Source organism: Rhizobium sp. P28RR-XV, assembly GCF_012641385.1.
In the GTDB taxonomy this organism is placed as follows: Bacteria; Pseudomonadota; Alphaproteobacteria; order Rhizobiales; family Rhizobiaceae; genus Rhizobium.
Window position 1 is genome coordinate 286,806 of sequence record NZ_JABAIG010000009.1, and the last position, 21,556, is coordinate 308,361.

Below are 21,556 nucleotides of genomic sequence, written 5' to 3' on the forward strand. Positions count from 1 at the left end.
ACCGCCGGACGCAAGCCCGGCGGTTCTCATTTTCTGACCTGTAAGGCTCAAGCGGCGCGGCGGTGATCCATAGTGGAGCGACCTTCGTTGACGCGGAAGCCGCGGATGAGGGCGAGAAGATCTTCCGTATCGGCGGCGAGCGTTTCGGCCGATGCTGTGGTCTCTTCGGCCATGGCGGCGTTCTGCTGCGTGGCCGCGTCGAGCTGGTTCATCGAAGACGAGATCGAGCGCAGCGTCGTATCCTGCTCGGAGGCGCTGTGGGCGATCTTCGAGACGATTTCGTTGGCAGCCTTGATCTGGTCGGAGATGCGCTTCAGCGCTTCGCCGGCCTCGCCGACGAGGCGCACACCCTGATCGACCTGACCGGAAGAGCGGGCGATCTGGTCCTTGATCTCCTTGGCGGCTGCCGCGGAGCGCTGGGCGAGCTCCCGCACTTCCTGGGCGACGACGGCGAAACCCTTGCCGGATTCGCCGGCGCGGGCCGCCTCGACGCCGGCGTTGAGGGCCAGCAGGTTGGTCTGGAAGGCGATCTCGTCGATCACGCCGATGATCTTGCCGATCTCGGACGAAGACTTCTCGATACCGCTCATCGCTTCGATTGCCTGGGCAACCACGGCATCGCTGCGCGATGCTTCGGCGCTGACGGCATGAACGCGCTTGCTGGCCTCATCAGCGCCTTCCGCTGTCTGGCGGACGGCAACGGTGAGCTCGTCGAGCGCTGCCGAAGTCTCTTCCAGGCTGGCAGCCTGGCGCTCGGTGCGCTGAGATAGTTCGTTGGAAGCGCGACGGATTTCTTCCTTGCTGAGGCCGATGTCGTTGCCCTTGGCATTGACGCGTCCCATCGCGGCTTCCAGATGCGACAGCGCCTCGTTGAAGTTGCTGCGAAGGCCGGCATAGCTGGCGCCGAGATCGCCGCAGCGTATCGTCAGGTTCCCCTGGGCGAGATCTTCAAGTGCCCGGCCGATGACCGAGACGACACGCGCCTGTTCGTGGGCCTCGTCCTGCTGCTGGCGCAGGTTCTGTTCGCGCTCGTTGCTGATCTCGAGTTCCTGCGCGGCCTGACGATCGGCCAGCATGTGGCGCTCGCGGATCTTTTCCTGCAGCGCCTGGGTCGCCTTGGCCATCAGGCCGATTTCGTTGCGCATTTCGGCATGGGGGATGGCCATCTTCACGTCTTCATCGGCGACTGCCTTCAGCGCGGTATGGACCTCGGCGAGCGGCTTTGTGATGCCGCGGATGAAGTAGAGGGCTGCACCGATGCCGATGACGAAGACGAGGCCGCAGATGAGCAGGGCACGCCACATCGTCGCATTGATCTGCGCATCGAGGTCGTCCATGTAGACGCCGCAACCAAGAACGATTTGCCAAGGCTCGAAAGCGGCCGAGTAGCTGCCCTTCAGGAAGAAATCGCTGTTGGGACGGCCAGGCTTGTTCCAGTAGTAGATCGTGCGGCCACCGCCCTTGATGGCCTTCTCCACCATTTCCTTGCTGAAATGCGTGCCGTTCTTGTCGACTTGGCCGGACATGTCCTTGCCGATATTGACCGGGCTCGGGTGAATGCGCTGCACCACATTATAGTCGAAGCCGAAGAAATAGCCTGATGGCGCGAAGCTGACATGCGACAATACCTTGAAGGCCTCGGCCTGGGCGGCCTCATGCGTCATCTCGCCGGCTTTTTCGCGCTGATAGTATTGGTTCAAAACGGAAATGCCGGATTCGACCTGCGTGCGCAGCATGTCGAAGCGGTCGTCATAGATGGAATCGGCCTGCGACCGGATCTGAAAATAGGTGGCCACGGCGAAGGCGGCCATCAGGACGCCGAGCAGGGCAAATAATTGATGCGCAATCTTGAGATTCTTCATGGTGCCTCTCACAGGTAGGTGAATACCGGTGCGGTATCCTACCGCCTGTGCGATCGCCTGAGAGAATCTCAATACGCTTGCCGCCGCTCGAATGACATGCTGCTGTCCGGTGATCAGTAAAATCGCCGTTTATGTCTAAAAAATCTTTAATTTTAGGGGGATGGTTGTATTTTTCGCAGGCTGAAACTGGAGATATGCCGCCTTGCTGCCAATAATACTTATGCAGGCTTACGAATAACTTCAGTTAATCCATATTCATTTCTTTGTAATTTAGAAAAACAAAATATTTCTAATGTATATCATAGGTGTGTTGCGAGCCGTTGCTCCTTCGGCTGAGCAATGATCGGCGAATGCCGTGGCAACGGATGGCCCGGCAGCTATTGGCGCAGCTGGAAGCCGGAGAGATCGAGGGATTTGGGAACCGCCGTGATACCAGGCAGGGCTGCGGTCTTTACCGCCAGGTCGATCCCATCGACCGGCTCACTGCTGGCGGCCAAGGCTTCCGGTGTCGGCTTGCTGACGAACATGACGGGGGATCCGCCCATCCAGGCCTCTGTCCGCACGACCTTCTTTTCGCCGTCAACGCTGCGGACCACGATCGATTGCGTGCCCGGCGTCAATGTCGGCACTGTATATTCCTTTTCAGCCACTTTCGGCTTGAGGGGAGGGCAGTTGGCGCAGCTCTTGTCGACGATGCTGCTGTCGCCGCTCTGCATCGTGCCATCGATAGACTGGATGGAGGAGGCCATGGCGGGGCCGCTGGCCAGAACGCATGCCAAGGTCAGAAAGAAGGAACGCATAACAACAACTCCGCCTATAGTGACGAAGACTTTAGCGTGCCTTTATTTCCATCCCGTCAGGAGATTAGGTAAACATTTAATGGACCCGCGCCCGCAGAAGCGCAGAGATATTTACGTCTCGCGCTCGACGGCACGCCAGCCGATATCGCTGCGGTAGAAGCCGTTCTCCCATTTCACCTCGCCGGCAAGGGCATAGGCGCGTCTTTTTGCTTCGCCCACCGTCTTGCCCGTCGCGGTGATGTTCAGCACGCGGCCACCGGTTGCGACCAGCGCGCCGTCCTTCAGGCCTGTGCCGGCATGAAACACCTTCGCACCTTCGCCGTCGGCCGGCAGCGCCGCGATCGGCGTGTTCTTGGCATAGGTGCCGGGATAGCCCTTCGAGGCCATGACGACGGTCAACGCCGGGTCGTCGCTCCATTCGGCCGCCACCTGATCCAGCGTGCCGTTGGCGCAGGCAAAGAGCAACGGCAGCAGATCGCTCTTCAGCCGCATCATCAGTACCTGGCATTCGGGATCGCCGAAACGGACATTATATTCGATGAGCTCGGGACCCTTGGCGGTGATCATCAGTCCGGCGAAGAAGACACCGCTGAAGGGATGGCCGCTTTCCGCCATGCCGCGCATCGTCGGCTCGATGATCTCCTTCATCGTGCGCTCGATCATTTCGGGCGTCATGACGGGGGCGGGGGAATAGGCGCCCATGCCGCCGGTATTCGGGCCGGTATCGCCGTCGCCGACGCGCTTGTGGTCCTGCGCTGTCGCAAGCGCCAGCGCATGCTTGCCGTCGCAAAGGCAGAAGAAGCTCGCCTCCTCGCCATCCAGATAGGCTTCGATCACCACTTCGGCGCCGGCCTCGCCGAAGGCACCCTCGAAGCAATCGTCGATCGCCGCAAGCGCCTCGTCGATCGTCATCGCAACGGTGACGCCCTTGCCCGCGGCAAGGCCGTCCGCCTTCACGACGATCGGAGCGCCCTCAGCGCGAACATAGGCCTTCGCCTTCGGTGCATTGTTGAAACGCTGGTATGCTCCCGTCGGAATATTATAGCGGGCGCAGATATCCTTGGTGAACCCCTTGGATCCTTCGAGTTGGGCTGCGGCTGCGGAAGGACCGAAGACGACAATGCCGGCGGCGCGCAATTTGTCGGCAATGCCGGCGACCAGCGGCGCTTCGGGGCCAACCACGACGAAGTCGATGGCCTTGTCCTTGCAGAAAGTAACAACGGCATCATGGTTGTCGATATCGAGCGCGGCGAGCGTCGCGTGCTCGGCAATGCCGGGATTGCCCGGAGCCGCGTAGAATTCGGTCATGTCTGGCGATTGCGCCAGTTTCCAGGCCAGCGCATGCTCGCGTCCGCCCGATCCGATCAACAGAACTCTCATGGCTTGCCCTCTCGTTGTATCCTTTTGCGCGGTTAAGCGGGGTTGGGCCAAAGGTCAAGCGTCAAATCCTGTGGAGGCAGGGCCGGCAACATTGCCATGCCTTTTTATCCCGTTAAAGCGGAAGCGGCTTCAGGTTCACGCCATCTCCATGCCCGGATTGGCGTATTCCGTGCCGAAACCGCTTCTTATGTCCGCGGGATCATGCTTATGGTCCCCTAACGATTGTCCAGTTCAGAGAGACACATGGCCGCCGATATCCGTTCCCTTGCCGCAACCATCGCCGCCGAGATCAATTCACGCCCGGATCAGGCCAAGTCTGCGATCGAGCTTCTCGATAAAGGCGCGACCGTGCCGTTCATTGCCCGCTATCGCAAGGAAGTGACCGGTGGCCTGGATGATACGCAGCTTCGGACGCTATCGGAGCGCCTTGTCTACCTGCGCGAGCTGGAAGCGCGCCGCGCCGCCATCATCGAATCCATCACCGGCCAGGGCAAGATGACCGATGAGCTGATGGGCAAGATCGCCACCGTTGCCACCAAGTCCGAGCTGGAAGACCTCTATCTGCCTTACAAGCCGAAGCGCCGCACGCGCGCCGAGATTGCGAGAGAGCGTGGCCTCGGCCCGTTGGCTGATACCATCCTTGCCGATCGTTCGAAGGAGCCTTCCGCTCTGGCCGAAGGTTTCATCACGGCCGATGTGCCCGACGTGAAGACGGCGTTGGAAGGCGCGCGCGATATCATCGCCGAAGGCATTGCCGAAAATGCCGATCTGCTCGGCAAGCTGCGCAATTACATGAAGACCAATGCCACCCTGAAGGCCGCCGTCGTCGACGGCAAGCAGGAAGCCGGCGCCAAGTTCTCGGATTATTTTGCCCATCAGGAACGCTGGGCGACAGCTCCTGGCCATCGTGCGCTCGCCATGCTGCGCGGCTGGAACGAAGAAATTCTGACGCTGAACATCGAAGTCGATACCGATGCCGTGTCGCCCAATAAGCCGGTCGAGCGTATGGTCATCTCGGCCTATGATATCGGCGCAAGCCGGCCCGGCGACCGCTGGCTGACGGAAGTCGCGAGCTGGACCTGGCGCGTGAAGCTTTCGATGTCGCTGTCGCTCGACCTGATGCGCGAGTTGCGGGAGAGGGCGGAGGAGGAGGCGATCCATGTCTTCGCTCGCAATCTGAAGGATTTACTGCTGGCAGCCCCCGCCGGCTCGCGCGCCACCATGGGTCTCGATCCCGGCATCCGCACCGGCGTCAAGGTTGCCGTGGTTGACGGCACGGGCAAGCTCCTGGAAACGACTACCGTCTATCCCTTTCCGCCGAAGAACGACGTGCGCGGCACACAGGCCACGCTTGCCTCGCTCACCCGCAAGCACAAGGTCGAGCTGATCGCGATCGGCAACGGCACCGGCAGCCGTGAAACCGAGAAGCTTGTGGCCGACATGCTGGCCGAACTGCCGGCGCCGAAGCCGACCAAGGTCATCGTTTCAGAGGCCGGCGCATCGGTCTATTCCGCCTCGGAAACGGCGGCGCTGGAGTTCCCCGGCCTCGACGTCTCGCTGCGCGGCGCCGTCTCGATTGCTCGCCGCCTGCAGGATCCGCTGGCGGAACTGGTAAAGATCGAGCCGAAATCGATCGGCGTCGGCCAGTATCAGCACGATGTCGACCAGCAGAAGCTGTCACGTTCGCTGGATGCGGTGGTCGAGGATGCGGTGAATGCCGTCGGCGTCGATCTGAACACGGCTTCGGCGCCGCTGCTTTCCCGCGTCTCGGGCCTTGGCCCGTCGATCGCCGATGCCATCGTCAAGCATCGTGACGGCGAGGGTCCTTTCGAGACGCGGCGTGATCTCTTGAAGGTCGCGCGCCTCGGCCAGCGCACCTTCGAACAATGCGCCGGCTTCCTGCGCATTCCCAACGGCAAGGAGCCGCTCGATGCTTCCTCCGTGCATCCCGAAGCCTATGGCGTCGCCAAGAAGATCGTTGCCGCCTGCGGGCGTGACCTGCGCACGCTGATGGGTGATATGGCGATGCTGAAGGCAGTCGATCCCAGGCAGTTCATTGACGATAAGTTCGGCCTGCCGACCGTGCGCGACATCATCTCCGAACTGGAAAAGCCGGGCCGGGATCCACGTCCGAGCTTCAAGACCGCAACCTTTGCGGAAGGCGTCAACGAGATCGGCGACCTCAAGCCTGGAATGCTGCTGGAAGGCACCGTGACCAACGTCGCCGCCTTCGGCGCCTTCGTCGATATTGGTGTCCATCAGGACGGTTTGGTGCATGTCTCGCAGCTGGCGGACCGTTTCATCAAGGATCCGCACGAAGTCGTAAAGGCGGGCGATGTCGTCAAGGTCACGGTTGTGGAAGTCGACGTGAAACGCAAGCGAATCGGCCTCTCCATGCGCAAAGATGGCGGCACTGTGGCGGCTTCGTCCGGGCGTGAGTCGCGCGAGCAGGCTAGCGCACGCAACGCTGGCGTCAGGGGGGATACCCGTCCGAAGGCCGAACAACAGGGTAGTTTCGGAGCCGCTTTGGCCGATGCCCTTAAACGAAAATAAGGACTTAGCGGAACTCTGTGCAAGAATGTCACACTCTGGCAGAGTTGTTGCCAGAGTGCCAATGACTGTGAAAAGGTAAGCTTGCCACAATGCTGTGAGGCGTTAAAGTTTGCCTTAATGTCATGTCATAACATTCGAGGCGTCCATGGCGTCGGCACTTTTTTCTCTCGTCAAGAAACTCATCCGTAAAGGTTCACTCAGGCTTACGCTTGCATCCGGCGAGACCCATATGGTCGGCGACGGAACCGGCGAGACGGTGGCCGTTCGTTTTGCCGATCAGCAGGCGGAAGATGCCGTCGCGCGCGATCCGACGCTCAAGCTCGGTGAAATGTATATGGAGGGCCGCTTCATCCTCGAGCAGGGGGATATCTACGAATTCCTCTCGCTGGTGAAGCAGAATACCACCAACGAGATTTTCGATTTCCGCATGGCGGCGTTGCTGCTCGGCCGCATCGCCTTGCAGCAGATCAAGAGCCGCTCGCCGGTCAACCGCAACAAGTATAATGTTGCGCATCACTATGATCTGTCGGCGAAGTTGTTCGATCTCTTCCTCGATGAGGACTGGCAATATTCCTGCGCCTATTTCAATCCGCCCGGCATCAGCCTCTACGAAGCGCAAGTGGCCAAGAAGCGCCATATCGCGGCGAAGCTGCTGGTCGAACCCGGCCAGAAGGTGCTGGAGATCGGCTCCGGTTGGGGCGGCATGGCCATGTATCTTGCCGAGGCCTATCCCGGCCTCGATGTGACAGGCATTACGCTCAGCGAAGAGCAGCTGAAAGTATCGCGTGATCGCGCGGCCAAGCGTGGCCTCTCCGATCGCGTCCGCTTCGAGCTGCAGGACTATCGCTATATGACCGGCCGGAAGTTCGACCGCATCGTCTCCGTCGGCATGTTCGAGCATGTCGGCATCGGTGATTACGGCAAGTACTTCCGCAAGGTTTCGGAACTTCTGGATGACAACGGCGTCATGCTGCTGCATTCGATCGCGCGTCCGAAGCCGAGCTATGCCACCAACGCCTTCATCGAAAAATATATCTTCCCGGGCGGCTACATCCCGTCGATCGGCGAGACCACGCCGCCGCTGGAGAAGGCTGGCCTGCTGACGAGGGACGTCGAAACCTTGCCGATGCATTATGCCTACACGCTGCGGCACTGGCGCAATCGCTTCGTGGCGCGCAAGGCCGATGCCGTCGCGCTCTACGACGAGAAGTTCTTCCGCATGTGGGAGTTCTATCTGGCCGGCTCCGAAATGGGCTTCCGCTGGGATGAGTTGTTCATCATGCAGATCCAGATCGCCAAGAACCAGTTCGCCGTCCCGGACAATCGCAATTACATCTGGGAACGCGAGGCGAAACTGAAGGAATTCGAGGCAGCGCGCGCGCCTCTGGAGAAGGTGACGTTCTGACCGTCGACATAACGCCGGGCCATGGAAGCCCATGATCCGGCGTTTCTGGTCTTGCTCCGTCAAGCCGCAAGGTCGTTATTTGCCGACATGGACGATGAACGTGCCGTCCTGCACGGTGCCGTCGGTATTCAGTCCCGTGAGTCGCATGGTGAATTGATCTGTGCCCGAGAAACCTGGGTTCGGCGTGTAGTAGACAATGTTTCCCTGAACCGCCTTGCCCGAGCACAGGTAGGCGTTGCTGTCTTTCGGAAACTTTGCTGCGACCGGGCCGTGCTCGACCTCAATCTTGCCATGGGCAGGCGCCTTGACGACACCCGTATAGGGAAACCCTGCAAACGTGCGGTCCTGCTTCACAAGAGAAGCGCTTGTAATCTTCGTCTTCTTGCCCGGCGCGATTTGGCGGGAAAACTGGCTTTGTTTTGCCCCGCCGATCGGGGCGCTGACGCAGCCGGAAAACGCCATGGTAGCGCTGAGAAACAGACCTAAGGAAATCAGAGATACGGTCTTCATTCGTTGCTCTTCTTTGAAAATCGAGGGGGGCTGCAAAATGGCGGGCGACAAAGGAAATGCCGACCGTTACCTGTGATTGAGTAACTCATGCGGCAATTAAATCACCGCGACAGATCACCGCATGCCCGATGCCACCGCCCACACAACCTGAATTTGGTTCTTTTCATCGAATTCAGCGTCTTGTGGTTAAGAGAGCGGTAACGCGATCCGAATATTTTGCGGCAACTCTAGGGCTGCGTTCATAGCCCTTTGTATTGCGTATCATGGAGTTGCAGTGTGTTTGCAAAGTCGCGTTTTCTTTTCGTTTTTGGCCTGTCCGTTGCCTGTGCCGGTGCCGCCTCCGCCGCCGATGGTCAGCATTTCTGGTCGGGTGATTGGTACCTAAGCGTCGGTGCGGCCGGTTTCTCCGCGCCGAAATTCGAAGGCGGCAGGCACAACAAGCTGCAGTGGTCGCCGCTGGTCTCGATCGGCCGGCAGGGTCCCGGGCCGCGCTTTTCATCACGCAACGACAATCCATCCTTCGCCCTGATCGAGACCAACGATTTTCGTGTCGGTATCGTCGGCAAGTTCGTGCCGAGCCGCGACAGCAGCGACGGGCGCGAACTGAGGGGGCTGAAGAAGGTGAAATGGGGTGCCGAAGCCGGTGGTTTCGCTGAAGCCTATCCGACCGATTGGCTGCGCGCCCGCATCGAAGTGCGGCAGGGCATTCGTTCCCACAGTGGCCTCGTCGCCGATGCGGCCATCGACGCCTTTACCGATATTACGCCGGAGCTGCGCCTCTCGGGCGGGCCGCGCATGACGATGGCCACCAACGACTATTTCAATACCTACTACGGCGTTGACGCGCGTGAATCCGCCGCTTCCGGCCTCGGCCGCTACAATCCCGGCGGCGGGGTGAAGTCCGTTGGTGTCGGCGGCGCCTTGACCTGGAAGGCATCGGAAAACTGGACCACCAGCACCTTCCTGGAATATACCCGGCTCACCGGCCCGGCTGCCGACAGCAGCCTCGTGCGCGAGCGCGGCGACCGCAACCAGCTGCTGATCGGCGTCTCGGCCAGCTACAAGTTCAATTTCACGACGCATTGAGAAATGGGCGGGGCCAGAGCATGATGCTGAAAGGTGTTTGAGCGGTCTTCGGACAACATCATGCTCTAATTCTTTGATTTTAGGGCGGATTCAGATTTTAGGTCGCTGCGACCTAAAATCATCCGACTCTAACGCCCCGCCGCTTGACCTCCGGCGCCGGATGTCACTACTACTCGCCTATGCAAAACACGGGCGACATCAATGGGCGCGTTGCTGACGCGCCATCCGGCAACTGGGTCTATCGCGTCCTGCCTCCCTGGCTGTGGCCCTATGCCCAGCTTGCGCGCTGGGACAGGCCGATCGGCTGGCAGCTTCTGATGTGGCCGTGTTTCTGGTCGGTCGCGCTGGCGGCCAATGCTTCCGTCGCCATGGGGCACGGCTCGCCAGGCTTCGTGGTGATCTATCACCTCGTTCTCTATTTTATCGGCGCGGTCGCCATGCGTGGCGCCGGCTGCGCCTACAATGATCTGGTCGATCATGAGATCGACATGTCGGTCGCGCGCACGCGCTCGCGTCCGCTGCCATCGGGCCGTGTGACGCGCGCGCAGGCCAAGGCCTTCATCGCGCTGCAGGCCCTGGTCGGTCTGCTGGTGCTGCTGCAGTTCAATTGGTTTGCCGTCGTTCTCGGCGTGCTGTCGCTCGGCATCGTCGCGTTCTATCCCTTTGCGAAGCGCTTCACCGACTGGCCGCAATTCTTCCTCGGTCTTGCCTTTTCCTGGGGTGCTCTGATGGGCTGGGCGGGCCTTTTCGGCAGCCTGTCGCTTGCTCCGATCGTGCTCTATCTCGCCTCCATCCTGTGGACGATCGGTTACGACACGATCTACGCCCACCAGGACAAGGAAGACGACGAGCTGATCGGCGTGCGCTCGACGGCCCGTCTTTTTGGCGATCGGACGCGCCTCTGGCTGGTCGGCCTTTATGGTGCCGCGCTGCTTCTGATGCTGACGTCCTTTGCGCTGGCCGGAGCGACCTGGCTTGCCTATCTCGGCCTGCTTGTCGCCGGCGGCATGTTCGCCTACCAGATTGCCGTGCTTGACATCAAAGATGGCGAGCAATGCCTTGCCCTGTTTAAATCGAACAATCGGGTCGGCCTGATCATCTTTGCCGGTCTCTTCCTGTCGTTCCTGTTTCTGATCCCGTGAGGGAATTGTTCCAAGCTGAAGCGGACAGCAAATCTTGCTGACACCATAAAAGATTTCGGCCGTGGGATTGTTCGTCCCACAGCCGGTCTTTCAGAATGGCCGGATTTCGGCGAATGCGGCTCAACGCCTTGCGATGATCTCGCGGCCTTCGATCTTCATCTTGACGCCGAGCTTGCCTGTGGTGCGGCGCACGAGGAAGCGCGGGCGGCGATCGGCGAAATAGGAGTGGCGGCGGCGCGGCTGGCTGTCCTGCGAGCGGACGCCGCCCAGATGTTCTTCCAGCGGGCGGGCGACGCCGTCGGCTTCGATCATCAGCATCGGAATGCGGAAGGCTTCCGACCAGGAACGCCAGTCGGCGGCGATGTCGCTCAGGTCGTGGGCGACGAGAAGGGGAATGCAGAGATCCGGATCGGAGTGATGCAGTTCCAGCGTGACGGTGACTTCGCCGTCGCCATGGTCGATGGCGCGGGCGGCGACGCCCTTGAAGGCACGTTTCGGCAAGGCGACGGACAGCGGCAGGCCGCTGGACGGCAGGATCTTGCGCAGCACAGCGCCGCGCTCGTCGATCGTAATGGTGACATCACCAACGGCACCGCGCATGGCATAGCTGACCTGTTGCGGGAAGCGCGCCGGATCGAGCCGCAGTGTGGTTCCAGCCCAATCGGGCTTCAGGACGGTATTTGTCATCGATTTTCTACCCTTGCTTTACCTGAGAGCCGGTTTTTCCGGTCTTCTCTCGGAGAACTTTTGTCCTCTCGTTGTTGGGCAGATTAGGCGCCGTCCCTTCCAGACAGCTTAAAAATCGAGGTTAAGAAAACTTTGCGTCCTCAAATGGTTAGCAAAATCGAATGCATCAGGGTTTCCATAAGATGAACACACGGCAGGGCAGCGCGCCAATATAGTGCACGCATAAGGCGAGCCTGTGTAAGTCTCAGGTAAGGTTTGTATGCAATAATGGCAAATAGATTCGTCCCCTTTATTAGAGATCTATTGGGATCCTGCTGATGATTTCCACTTATCTTGGTTATACGATCGCAACCAGAGATATGGCGACCTCGCTCAACCAGGTGGCATCACAGTCGCAAAACAAGCGTTTGATCGACTATTACAACGCCAATATCGGCAAAGTAACCGATGTCGATGACTTCCTGAATGACTATCAGCTATACAGTTACGCCATGGAAGCCTACGGGCTTTCGGACATGACCTATGCCAAGGCCTTTATGAAACAGGTGCTGACCAGCGACCTCAGCGACTCCAGCAGTTTCGCAAATAAGCTGACCGATCCGCGCTACAAGCAGTTCGCGGCCGCGTTCAATTTCGGTACGGGCAGCACGAATACGGCACAGACCAGCACGCAGGAAGACGATCTCATCGGCCTTTATCAGCAGTCGTTTACGAATGAGGAGACGGCCGCGGCGACCGAAACGAACTACTACAGCCAGAATATCAGCTCCGTTAAGACGGTCGATGATCTCCTCGGCAACACTCGCCTGCGCAACTATGTGCTGCAGGCCTATGGCATCGACCCGACCTATGCGTCGAACTCCATTCTGAAGCAGATGCTGACGAGCGATCCCAGCGATCCCAACAGCTACGTCAATCAGAACGGCAGCGCCGCCGACAAGGCCCTGGTGGCGGAATTCAATTTCAATGCCGACGGCACGGTCAAGACATCGACGGCGGACAGCGATACGGCCTATTACGAGGCCAATATCGGCAAGATTACCTCCGTCGATCAGCTGACGTCCAATCCGCAGCTGTTCCAATACGTCAAGACGGCATTCGATATCCCCGCCTATATCACGGCCGATCAGTTCAACGCTTCGGCCGAGGATGCGGGTACGGCGACTTCGAACGGGCTGACGGATGTCATGGCCAAGTTCAACTTTGAGAGCGATGGAACAGTCGCCTCCGGCTCGCAGGCGCAGACCGCGGATCAGATCAGCGCCACGACGACAGCCTATACCGCAAACTATCCGAGAGGCCCCCAGACCCTCGGCCAGCAGGCCGATGTGATGAGCGCCTATAATTCCACCGTGCCCTCGTTCGTCACGAGCGTCGGTGCGGCCGACAATGACCTTTACTACAAGAACCACATCGGTTCGATCACCTCCGTCGACCAGCTGACCTCTGATACGCGCCTCTTCGACTACATCAGGCAGGCCTACAACATCGATCCGACGACGCCGGCGGTCGTCTTCAAGAATGCTTTCGGCGATCCGTCGACCGCCGCCATATTCGGCCTGACTGATGTCGTTTCGCAGTTCAATTTCCAATCGGACGGCACGCTCGCCTCCGGCCAAACCGCGCAGTCACAGGATGAGATCGACGCGGCCTCCAAGGCCTATATGAGCAGCTACCAGTCGTCGCAGTCGACGCTGACGACGGATGCCGTCAACAATTACAAGAACCGCATCTCCGACGTGAAGACCATCAAGGATTTCTTCACGAGCAACACCGCCGACAGCGATACCACCAACGACAGCGCGCCGGAACTCTACGAGATGGCGCTACGGGCTTATGGGATCAGCGAGAACGAAGTCACCAAGTCCCAGCTGACGAAGATCCTCGAAAGCGACCCCTACGATCCGAAGAGCTATGTCAATTCGCTGAAGGATCCACGCTTTACCGAGCTTGCCAAGGCCTTCAACTTCGACAGCAAGGGCAATCTGAAGGCGCCGATCCAGTCCCTGTCGCAGACGCAGGTCAACAGCTATATCTCCGATTATTCCAGCCGGACCACGGCCGGTCTGACGGGCGCCGAGCTGACCAAGGCGACCAGCGACGCCAAGGACGCCGGCACCTATTTTGCGACCAATATCGTCAAGGTCACCAGCCTCAAGGATCTGCTGGCCGACAGCAAACTGACCAATTTCATCCTGACTGCCAACGGCATCGATCCGAAGACCGTCGATACGGCCACGTTGAAGAAGGCGTTTGCTTCGGATCTGTCCGATTCGAAGAGCTTCATCAACACGGATGACGGTGCCAAGTTCAAGAGCATCGTCGAAGCGTTCAATTTCGACACCGACGGAAACCTGACCGACAGTAAGTTGGGCACGGCGCAAAACCAGGGCACGCTCGCCGCAACCAACGATCTTTACCTGCATCAGACGCTGGAAGATCAGGAAGGCGAGACCAATGCCGGCGTGCGCCTGGCCCTCTACTTCCAGCGCAAAGCGCCGGATATCAATTCGGTCTATGACATCATGGGCGATTCGGCGCTTTATGAGGTCATCACCACGACCTACAATCTGCCGAGCTCGATCTCCAACATGGATGTCGATACCCAGGCCAAGATGCTGAGCAAATTCGTCGACGTTACCGACCTGCAGGACCCCGACAAGGTCAACAAGCTGCTGCAGCGATTCTCCGCGATGTACGACCTCGAGAACAATACGACCTCCTCGACATCTCCGGCGCTTTCGATTCTCACCGGCTCCTCTTCCAGCGCCGGCATCAGCGCCGACACGCTGCTTTCCATCGCGCAACTGTCCTCGTCGCGATAGCAGGCTCCCGCAAAAAATTTAACCTGTCTCCTCGTCGCGGTTTCGCGCCGGTAAAGGACCGCCATGCGCTTGTTTCCGTGGGGTTTACCGGGATGCGCAGGGGTCGTTCGACCGGGGCGGGATGGCTGCTTTCCACAACGGCAGGAAGGAACTTATTAACCATCCTTGCCCTATTCGATTTGGGAAGCCAACGGCAATATCAATGACTGGGTTGCAGGTCTCATGCGTCTTTCCCGAACGACAGTTTCCAATGCGTCACAAGGCGTCCAGCCGGAGGGCGATCTCGACCCGGAGCAGGCAGCCGAAGAGGCGCGCCGGTCCGAGCAGATCGCCGCTCGCCGCGCGTTTCTGGAAGAGAAGATTCGCAACGCCCGCGAAGCCAAGCGCAAGGCTGAAGAACAGCGCCGCGCCGAGGAAAAGCGCCTTGCCGAAGAGGTGAGACGGCGCACCGCCGCCGCACCGCCGCCGGTCGTGGAAGCGCTGCAGGCAGCCGCCGCTACGAGCGAGCAGGAAATGGCCATTCTGCCGCAGGGAATCTCCGCGGAAGATCTCGCATCGCCCGGCTGGCAGAATGCCTTCCTGATGGGTCCGAACGTGCGCTTCACCCGCACGCGCGAAAACGAAATCATCAGCCGCCGTCCGCCGGCCGAGCCGAAGGCCGAAGTCAGGCCGCAGGTCTCCGCGCACGCTACCATGCGCGTGATGGAGTCGCCGGTCGTCGAGGCGGCTGCAACCCCGGCTGCAACCATTGTCGTTCCGCCCGCGCGGCAGGACGAGTTCCACCTGCCGCCGCTTGAGGACATGCCTTTTGCGGTCGGGGGCTACATGCCCTCACTAATTCAGAATTCTCCGGCAACCGAGCCGGACGCATTGGAGATGACCGTTATCGCTACCGCATTTTCGAAAGCTCCCGCGATCGCGCTGGATGCTTCCCCTGTACAGTCAAGTGTTCCCGAGTCCCTAGCCGCGCCTGTGGTCGAGTCGCGTCTTGTCCATCTTTCCGATTTCGCCTTCTGGGATGCGATGCCGTTCGACGGTGAGTTCGTCTCTGCCCTCAAGGGTGGGCCGAAGCAGCCGGCAATGCCGCCCAAGCCGGAAGTCGATGCCGAATCGATCATTGCGAAGTTCCGCGTCGTCGAGTGCCGCCGTCCGGCCGCCGCTGTCGAGGCACAACCCATTGTCGTGCCGTCTTCGGTCGCCGAAACGATTGCCCCCGTCGGAACCGCTTCCAGCTTACTGGAGGCAGATCTGAGCACGCCGGCCATGGACGAGCTTGCCGCGCTTGAGGCCGCCGTTCTGGCCCCGGTCGTCGAGGCGGACCCCGTCATCGTCGAAGCACCTGCGGCCGAGCCGCGGACCGTCGCGGAGCCGGCCGAAACATTCGTGCCGCCCGCTTTCGTAACCGCCGTCTATGGTGCCGAAGCTGAAACCCGGCCCGCGCCTGTCATGGTCGTGGCGCCGATGCCGACCAAGGCCGCCGCGCCGGCTGCTGCCCAACCGGTCGCCAAGGCTGCGCCGACGATCCCCGCGGTCGAAGCCGCCGCTCAGCGTTTGATCGACGCACCACCATCGCGGATCTCGCCGCGCCGGCCCGCATCGCTGACGCCGCCCGAATGGCGGCCGATCGCCCGCTCCGCTGACGGCGAATACGAGCTGCCGCCGCGCGAACTGCTACAGGAACCTGCCGTTCGTTCCGGCGTGATCATGACGCAGGAAACGCTGGAGCAGAATGCCGGCCTTCTGGAAAGCGTGCTGGAGGACTTCGGCGTCAAGGGCGAGATCATCCATGTCCGTCCAGGCCCGGTCGTCACCCTTTATGAGTTTGAGCCGGCGCCAGGCGTCAAATCCTCGCGCGTCATCAACCTCGCCGACGATATCGCCCGTTCGATGTCGGCTCTTTCGGCTCGCGTCGCCGTCGTTCCCGGCCGCAACGTCATCGGCATCGAACTGCCGAACGTCAACCGCGAGACCGTCTATTTCCGCGAGATGATCGATTCGCCCGATTTCGAGAAGAGCGGCTATAAGCTGGCGCTTGGCCTCGGCAAGACCATCGGCGGCGAGCCCGTCATCGCGGAGCTGGCGAAGATGCCGCATCTGCTGGTTGCCGGCACCACCGGCTCGGGCAAGTCGGTCGCGATCAACACGATGATCCTGTCGCTGCTCTACCGCATGACGCCGGAACAGTGCCGCCTCATCATGGTCGATCCGAAGATGCTGGAACTTTCCGTCTATGACGGCATCCCGCACCTCCTGACCCCCGTCGTCACCGATCCCAAGAAGGCCGTCATGGCGCTGAAATGGGCGGTGCGCGAGATGGAGGATCGCTACAAGAAGATGTCGCGCCTCGGCGTTCGCAACATCGACGGCTACAACAGCCGCGTTGCCTCCGCCAAGGAAAAGGGTGAGACGATCCACGTCATGGTCCAGACCGGCTTCGACAAGGGTACCGGTGCCCCGATCGAGGAAAGCCAAGAAATGGACCTGACGCCGATGCCCTATATCGTCGTCATCGTCGACGAGATGGCCGACCTGATGATGGTCGCCGGCAAGGAGATCGAAGGTGCGATCCAGCGTCTGGCGCAGATGGCGCGTGCCGCCGGTATTCACCTGATCATGGCAACGCAGCGTCCCTCGGTCGACGTCATCACTGGCACCATCAAGGCGAACTTCCCGACGCGCATCTCCTTCCAGGTCACGTCGAAGATCGACAGCCGCACCATTCTTGGCGAGCAGGGTGCCGAACAGCTCCTCGGCCAGGGCGACATGCTGCATATGGCCGGTGGCGGCCGCATCTCCCGCGTTCACGGTCCTTTCGTGTCCGATGAGGAAGTCGAGAAGGTCGTCGCTCACCTGAAGCTGCAGGGCCGTCCGGAATATCTCGACACCGTCACCGCCGACGAGGACGAAGAAGACGAGGAAGAAGATACCGCAGTCTTCGATAAGGGCGCGATTGCCTCGGAAGACGGCGACGATCTTTACGAGCAGGCGATCAAGGTGGTCATGCGCGACAAGAAGTGTTCGACCTCCTACATCCAGCGTCGCCTCGGCATCGGCTACAACCGCGCCGCCTCGCTCGTCGAGCGGATGGAAAAGGACGGTCTGGTCGGCCCCGCCAACCATGTCGGCAAGCGCGAGATCATCACCGGCAACCGCAATGGCGGCGGCAATTCGGGTCAGGACGATTTCGATTAGTATAATTGGGGGATGACATTGGCTGCGATAATCGCGGAGAGTGTGCACCCCCCTCTGTCCCTTTCGGGACATCTCCCCCACAGGGGGGGGAGATTGGTGACCAGCGGCACATGCCTGCCTCAAACAAACGTCTCGCCCGCAGAAACCAAAATGCGCTGACTTAGTGAAGTGGTGCGACATACTCCCAACAATCTCCCCCTTGTGGGGGGATGTCCCGAAAGGGACAGAGGGGGGTATCGGACGCTCAGCAAACTCAGAGCTGGCTTCTCCTCAGGTGGAGGGCGTCAGATTGATCTCGATATTAAACCCGCTCAAGCTTGATGTGCGGCAGCGGCGGCAGCTCGACACGGATCGTATCGTCGCGCCGCACCCGGCCGCCCTGCGAGACGATGCCCATGATGCCGGCCTTGCGAACCAGTCCGCCATCGGCATCCTTATCGAGCACCGCATGCAGCAGGCCTTTCTGAAAGTTGTCGATCTGCTTGCAGGGATTGCGTAAGCCGGTCACCTCGACGATCGCTTCCTCGCCGATATGCAGGCGCGTGCCTTGAGGTAGGGAAAGCAGGTCGATCCCTCTGGTCGAGATATTCTCACCCATGTCGCCCGGCGCAACGGAAAATCCCTTTTCGGCTAGTTCGTCGAACAGCTCGTCATGGATGATATGCACCTGGCGCAGATTGGGCTGCGTCGGATCGACCGCGACGCGGGAGCGGTGCTTCACCGTCACCCCCATATGCGCATCTCCTTCCACGCCGAGCCCCGTCAGCAGTTGAATATGATCTCTGATCTGCTTGCTGAACTCGTGCACGCCGCTGCTGCTGACCGAGGTCACATATATGCGCTTGTCGCCCATGCCGAACCCTTCCATAAACAATCTGGATCTTTATAAATTGGTATATACCAATTTCAAGGTGACAGATTTGTGATGGATGAGAAAAATCAACGGGACGAAGGTGCAAAAGCTGTGGGAGGCTGGGCGACTGTTGCCGCCGAACTCAGACGCGCCATTGATGGGGGCCGGCATGCGCCGGGCAGCCGCCTGCCGAGCGAGCGTGCTTTGTCCGAACAATTCGGCGTCTCCAGGGTGACGATGCGGCGCGCGATTGCCGAGCTGGAGGGCGAGGGGCTCTTGCGCGTGGCGCGCGGCAGCGGCGCCTATGTCCGCGCCGACATGCCTGTCCGCTTCCAACTGGGCAACAAGGTGCGCTTCAGCAAGGATCTCACCGCGACGGATGCAAACCTCACCCGCAAGGTTCCTTCGGCAAGGGAAGTTCCGGCAACCGCCGATATTGCCGCGAGGTTGAACCTGCAGCCGGGCGATACTGTGCTGGAAATGTGCCTGGTCGCCTATGCCGACGCGCTTCCCGTCTCGGTCGTCATGCGCAGCTGCTCGGCAAAGCACTTTCCCGGCCTCGCGGAGAAATTCGCCGCAATGGGCTCGTTCACGGCGGCGCTGAAGGAGTACGGCGTGACGGATTATTGGCGCCGTTCCACCGACATCACGGCGCGCATGCCCACGGAAACCGAGGCGCGGCTTCTGCAGCAATCGCGCCTGACGCCCGTGCTTGCCTATGCCGGCGAAGACATCGATGCCGGTGGCACGGTCATTTCCTGCCAGGTCGGCTGCTTTGCTTCCGAGCGGGTCGTGGTGACCGTCTAGGATCAGACCTTGAGGACTTTCCCGGGATTCATGATCCCGGCCGGGTCGAAGGCCGTCTTGATCCGGCGCATCAGGTCCATCTCGATATCGGAGCGGATCGTCGCCAGCTCGTCGCGCTTCAGCTGGCCAATGCCGTGCTCTGCGGAGATCGAACCGCCGTGCTGTAGCACCAGCCCATGCACGATCTTGTTGATCTCGCGCCAGCGACCGATGAACTCCGCCTTGTCCGCGCCGACAGGCTGCGAGATGTTGTAGTGGATATTGCCATCGCCCATGTGGCCGAAGGCGCAGACGCGCGCGCCCGGCATGGCGGCGACAACGGCTTTTTCGGCTTCCGCCATGAATTGCGGGATCTGCGCCACCGGCACGGAAACGTCGTGCTTGATCGAGCCGCCTTCCGGCTTCTGCGCGTCGGACATGCTCTCGCGCATGTGCCAGATGGCCTTCTGCTGCGCCTCGGAGCTGGCGATGGTCGCATCCTGTATGAGGCCGTCCTCGTAGCCCTTTTCCAGCAGCGTCGTCATCATCCGCTCGGCCGTCTCAGTCGAATCCGAGGTGGAGATATCGATCAGCACATACCAGGGATGAGCCGTCTCCAGCGGATCGCGCACCCCCGGAATATGCCGTGTGGTGAATTCGACGCCGATGCGCGGCATCAGCTCGAAGCCGGTCAGTGCCGTGCCGCACAGGCTGGAGGCGTTCTTGAACAAGCTCAGCGCGTCATCGACCGATTGCAGGCCGGCAAAGGCGACCTGATGTCCGAGCGGTTGCGGAAAGAGCTTCAGCACCGCGCCGGTGATGACGCCGAGCGTGCCTTCGGCGCCGATGAAGAGATCGCGCAAATCATAGCCGGTATTGTCCTTCTTCAGCCGGCGCAATCCATTCCAGATTTCGCCCGTCGGCAGCACGACTTCGAGGCCGAGGCAGAGCTGGCGCATATTGCCATAGGCAAGAACGGCCGTGCCGCCGGCATTGGTGGAAAGATTGCCGGCGATGCGGCAGGAGCCTTCCGAGCCGAGCGAAAGCGGAAACATGCGGTCATGCTCCGCCACCGCCTTGTGGACATCGGCAAGAATGCAGCCGCCATCGACAACAATCGTATTGCCGACCGGATCGATGTCGCGCACCCGGTTCATGCGCTCCAGCGACAGGATGATATCGGAGCCTCCGTCGCGCGGTGTCTGGCCGCCGACAAGGCCGGTATTGCCGGTCTGCGGAACGATCGCCGCGCCGGTCTCGCTGGCAAGCTTGAGGATAGCGGAGACCTCCTCCACCGAACCGGGCTTTAGCAGCATGGGCGAAGCGCCGTGATAGAGCCCTCGATTTTCAACGAGATGCGGTGCGATCTCCGCCGGGCCCCGCACTGCATGTTTTTCGCCGACGATGGCGGCGAAGCGGTCAAGGAGGTCGGGAGAGGGGGCGGAGCTGCTCATGGCGTGTCCTTTACCGGATTTATTCTCTGGGCGCGGCGGCACGGCGCAGCCGATCGTTGATGGCCTCGCCGAGGCCCTCGTCGGGAATATGCGAAAAGGCAATGGTCGCAGCACCCGTAGCATCGGCGCGCTTCATGAAGTCGAAAAGGTTTGCGGCGGCCTCCGAAAGGTCGCCAGTGGCGCTCAGGTCCAGCACGGCGACGGCTTTATCGATGCCGGCAATCTCGGGCGTCCCGAAGCGGATCAGCGTCTCGTTTGCGGAGACATCCGTCGCGTCGAGCCGCACGGCAGCCCCCGGTGCGTAATGCGAGGCAAGCATGCCGGGTGCCTCAATGGCGGCCGAAGCCTTCTTCCTGCGCTTCAGCGGCTTGCCCGCCACCCGCTCGATCTCGCTTGCCGCAAGGCCACCGGGCCGCAGGAGGCGCAACTCGCCGTCCTCGACCTTGACGATGGTCGACTCTACGCCAACGATCGAGGCCCCGGCGTCGAGGATGAGCGTGATCCGCTCCCCGAGATCGTCATCGACATGATCTGCGCTGGTGGCGCTGATCTTGCCCGACGTATTGGCGCTCGGCGCGGCAAGCGGCCTGTCGAAGGCGCGGATCAGCTCGCCGGCAAAGCCCTGGGGCACGCGGATGCCGACCGTGTCGAGCCCGGCGGTCGCCAGCGGATGGATACCGCTATCGGGTCTGAGCGGCAGAACCAGCGTCAGCGGGCCGGGCCAGAAGGCCTCCGCCAGCTTGCGCGAGACGAGATCGAAGACCGCGTAGCGTTCCGCCATGGCGAGATCGCTCATATGGCAGATCAGCGGGTTGAAGCGCGGCCGCCCCTTCGTCTCGTAGATCCGGGTAATGGCTGTGGGATTGGTGGCATCGGCGGCGAGACCGTAGACCGTCTCCGTCGGCAGACCGATCGGCAGCCCTTCGGCAAGCGTTACCGTCGCAACCTCTATCGCCGTTTGCGGATGTTCGAGAATATCTATGTGTCGTGCCATGGCCTGCCTACTTGCAGTTCAGGCCGT

15 protein-coding genes are annotated in these 21,556 nt (G+C 60.7%); 7 read left to right on the forward strand and 8 right to left on the reverse strand.

Annotated features, from left to right (window positions below; genetic code table 11):
• Positions 1-47: 47 nt before the first annotated feature.
• The 3 genes from HGP12_RS20725 to purD form a co-directional block, all read right to left on the reverse strand.
• On the reverse strand, positions 48-1,862 hold the full coding sequence (locus HGP12_RS20725) for a methyl-accepting chemotaxis protein (RefSeq protein ID WP_168840854.1): 1,815 nt from the start codon (positions 1,860-1,862) through the stop codon (positions 48-50).
• Between the two features lie 377 nt (positions 1,863-2,239).
• Positions 2,240-2,662 carry a plant virulence effector HPE1-like domain-containing protein gene (locus HGP12_RS20730; RefSeq protein WP_168840853.1) on the reverse strand — a complete coding sequence of 141 codons (423 nt, stop codon included), beginning with the start codon at positions 2,660-2,662 and terminating at the stop codon, positions 2,240-2,242.
• A gap of 111 nt (positions 2,663-2,773) precedes the next feature.
• Positions 2,774-4,042 carry a phosphoribosylamine--glycine ligase gene (gene purD, locus HGP12_RS20735; RefSeq protein WP_168840852.1) on the reverse strand — a complete coding sequence of 423 codons (1,269 nt, stop codon included), beginning with the start codon at positions 4,040-4,042 and terminating at the stop codon, positions 2,774-2,776.
• Positions 4,043-4,285: 243 nt separating this feature from the next.
• Between purD and HGP12_RS20740 the strand changes: the two genes are divergently transcribed.
• Both HGP12_RS20740 and HGP12_RS20745 read left to right on the forward strand, forming a co-directional pair.
• Complete coding sequence (locus HGP12_RS20740; protein WP_168840851.1) at positions 4,286-6,595, forward strand: Tex family protein; 2,310 nt, start codon at positions 4,286-4,288, stop codon at positions 6,593-6,595.
• A 145-nt stretch (positions 6,596-6,740) separates the two neighbouring features.
• A complete protein-coding gene (locus tag HGP12_RS20745; protein ID WP_168840850.1) occupies positions 6,741-8,000 on the forward strand; it encodes an SAM-dependent methyltransferase in 1,260 nt (419 codons plus the stop codon).
• Positions 8,001-8,075: 75 nt separating this feature from the next.
• Here HGP12_RS20745 and HGP12_RS20750 read toward each other — a convergent pair whose 3' ends face one another.
• The gene (locus HGP12_RS20750) at positions 8,076-8,510 is read right to left on the reverse strand and encodes a hypothetical protein (protein WP_168840849.1); all 435 of its coding nucleotides are present in this window, start codon (positions 8,508-8,510) and stop codon (positions 8,076-8,078) included.
• Positions 8,511-8,822: 312 nt separating this feature from the next.
• Here HGP12_RS20750 and HGP12_RS20755 point away from each other — a divergent pair, with 312 nt between their 5' ends.
• Together HGP12_RS20755 and ubiA are read left to right on the forward strand one after the other, a co-directional pair.
• Positions 8,823-9,596 (forward strand): MipA/OmpV family protein, encoded by a 774-nt coding sequence (locus tag HGP12_RS20755; RefSeq protein WP_205926572.1) that lies wholly within the window; start codon positions 8,823-8,825, stop codon positions 9,594-9,596.
• Between the two features lie 179 nt (positions 9,597-9,775).
• Positions 9,776-10,738: a 4-hydroxybenzoate octaprenyltransferase gene (ubiA, locus tag HGP12_RS20760; protein ID WP_168840847.1), complete on the forward strand. Its 963-nt coding sequence runs from the start codon at positions 9,776-9,778 to the stop codon at positions 10,736-10,738.
• A 120-nt stretch (positions 10,739-10,858) separates the two neighbouring features.
• On the opposite strand, the gene HGP12_RS20765 is transcribed toward ubiA, so the two are convergent.
• Entirely contained in the window at positions 10,859-11,425 is a 567-nt protein-coding gene (locus tag HGP12_RS20765; protein ID WP_168840846.1) for a DUF6101 family protein, read from the reverse strand.
• A 317-nt stretch (positions 11,426-11,742) separates the two neighbouring features.
• Here HGP12_RS20765 and HGP12_RS20770 point away from each other — a divergent pair, with 317 nt between their 5' ends.
• Positions 11,743-14,250, forward strand: coding sequence for a DUF1217 domain-containing protein (locus tag HGP12_RS20770; RefSeq protein ID WP_168840845.1), 2,508 nt, complete (start codon positions 11,743-11,745; stop codon positions 14,248-14,250).
• Positions 14,251-14,472: 222 nt separating this feature from the next.
• On the forward strand, positions 14,473-17,442 hold the full coding sequence (locus HGP12_RS20775; RefSeq protein ID WP_205926573.1) for a DNA translocase FtsK: 2,970 nt from the start codon (positions 14,473-14,475) through the stop codon (positions 17,440-17,442).
• Positions 17,443-17,743: 301 nt separating this feature from the next.
• Here HGP12_RS20775 and HGP12_RS20780 read toward each other — a convergent pair whose 3' ends face one another.
• Positions 17,744-18,295: an MOSC domain-containing protein gene (locus HGP12_RS20780; RefSeq protein WP_168840843.1), complete on the reverse strand. Its 552-nt coding sequence runs from the start codon at positions 18,293-18,295 to the stop codon at positions 17,744-17,746.
• Between the two features lie 72 nt (positions 18,296-18,367).
• Between HGP12_RS20780 and phnF the strand changes: the two genes are divergently transcribed.
• Positions 18,368-19,102: a phosphonate metabolism transcriptional regulator PhnF gene (gene phnF, locus HGP12_RS20785; RefSeq protein WP_168840842.1), complete on the forward strand. Its 735-nt coding sequence runs from the start codon at positions 18,368-18,370 to the stop codon at positions 19,100-19,102.
• A gap of 2 nt (positions 19,103-19,104) precedes the next feature.
• Here the strand turns inward: phnF and HGP12_RS20790 are convergent, their stop codons facing one another.
• Positions 19,105-20,535, reverse strand: coding sequence for an FAD-binding oxidoreductase (locus HGP12_RS20790; RefSeq protein WP_168840841.1), 1,431 nt, complete (start codon positions 20,533-20,535; stop codon positions 19,105-19,107).
• Between the two features lie 19 nt (positions 20,536-20,554).
• Positions 20,555-21,529: an L-threonylcarbamoyladenylate synthase gene (locus HGP12_RS20795; RefSeq protein ID WP_168840840.1), complete on the reverse strand. Its 975-nt coding sequence runs from the start codon at positions 21,527-21,529 to the stop codon at positions 20,555-20,557.
• Positions 21,530-21,556 lie beyond the last annotated feature (27 nt).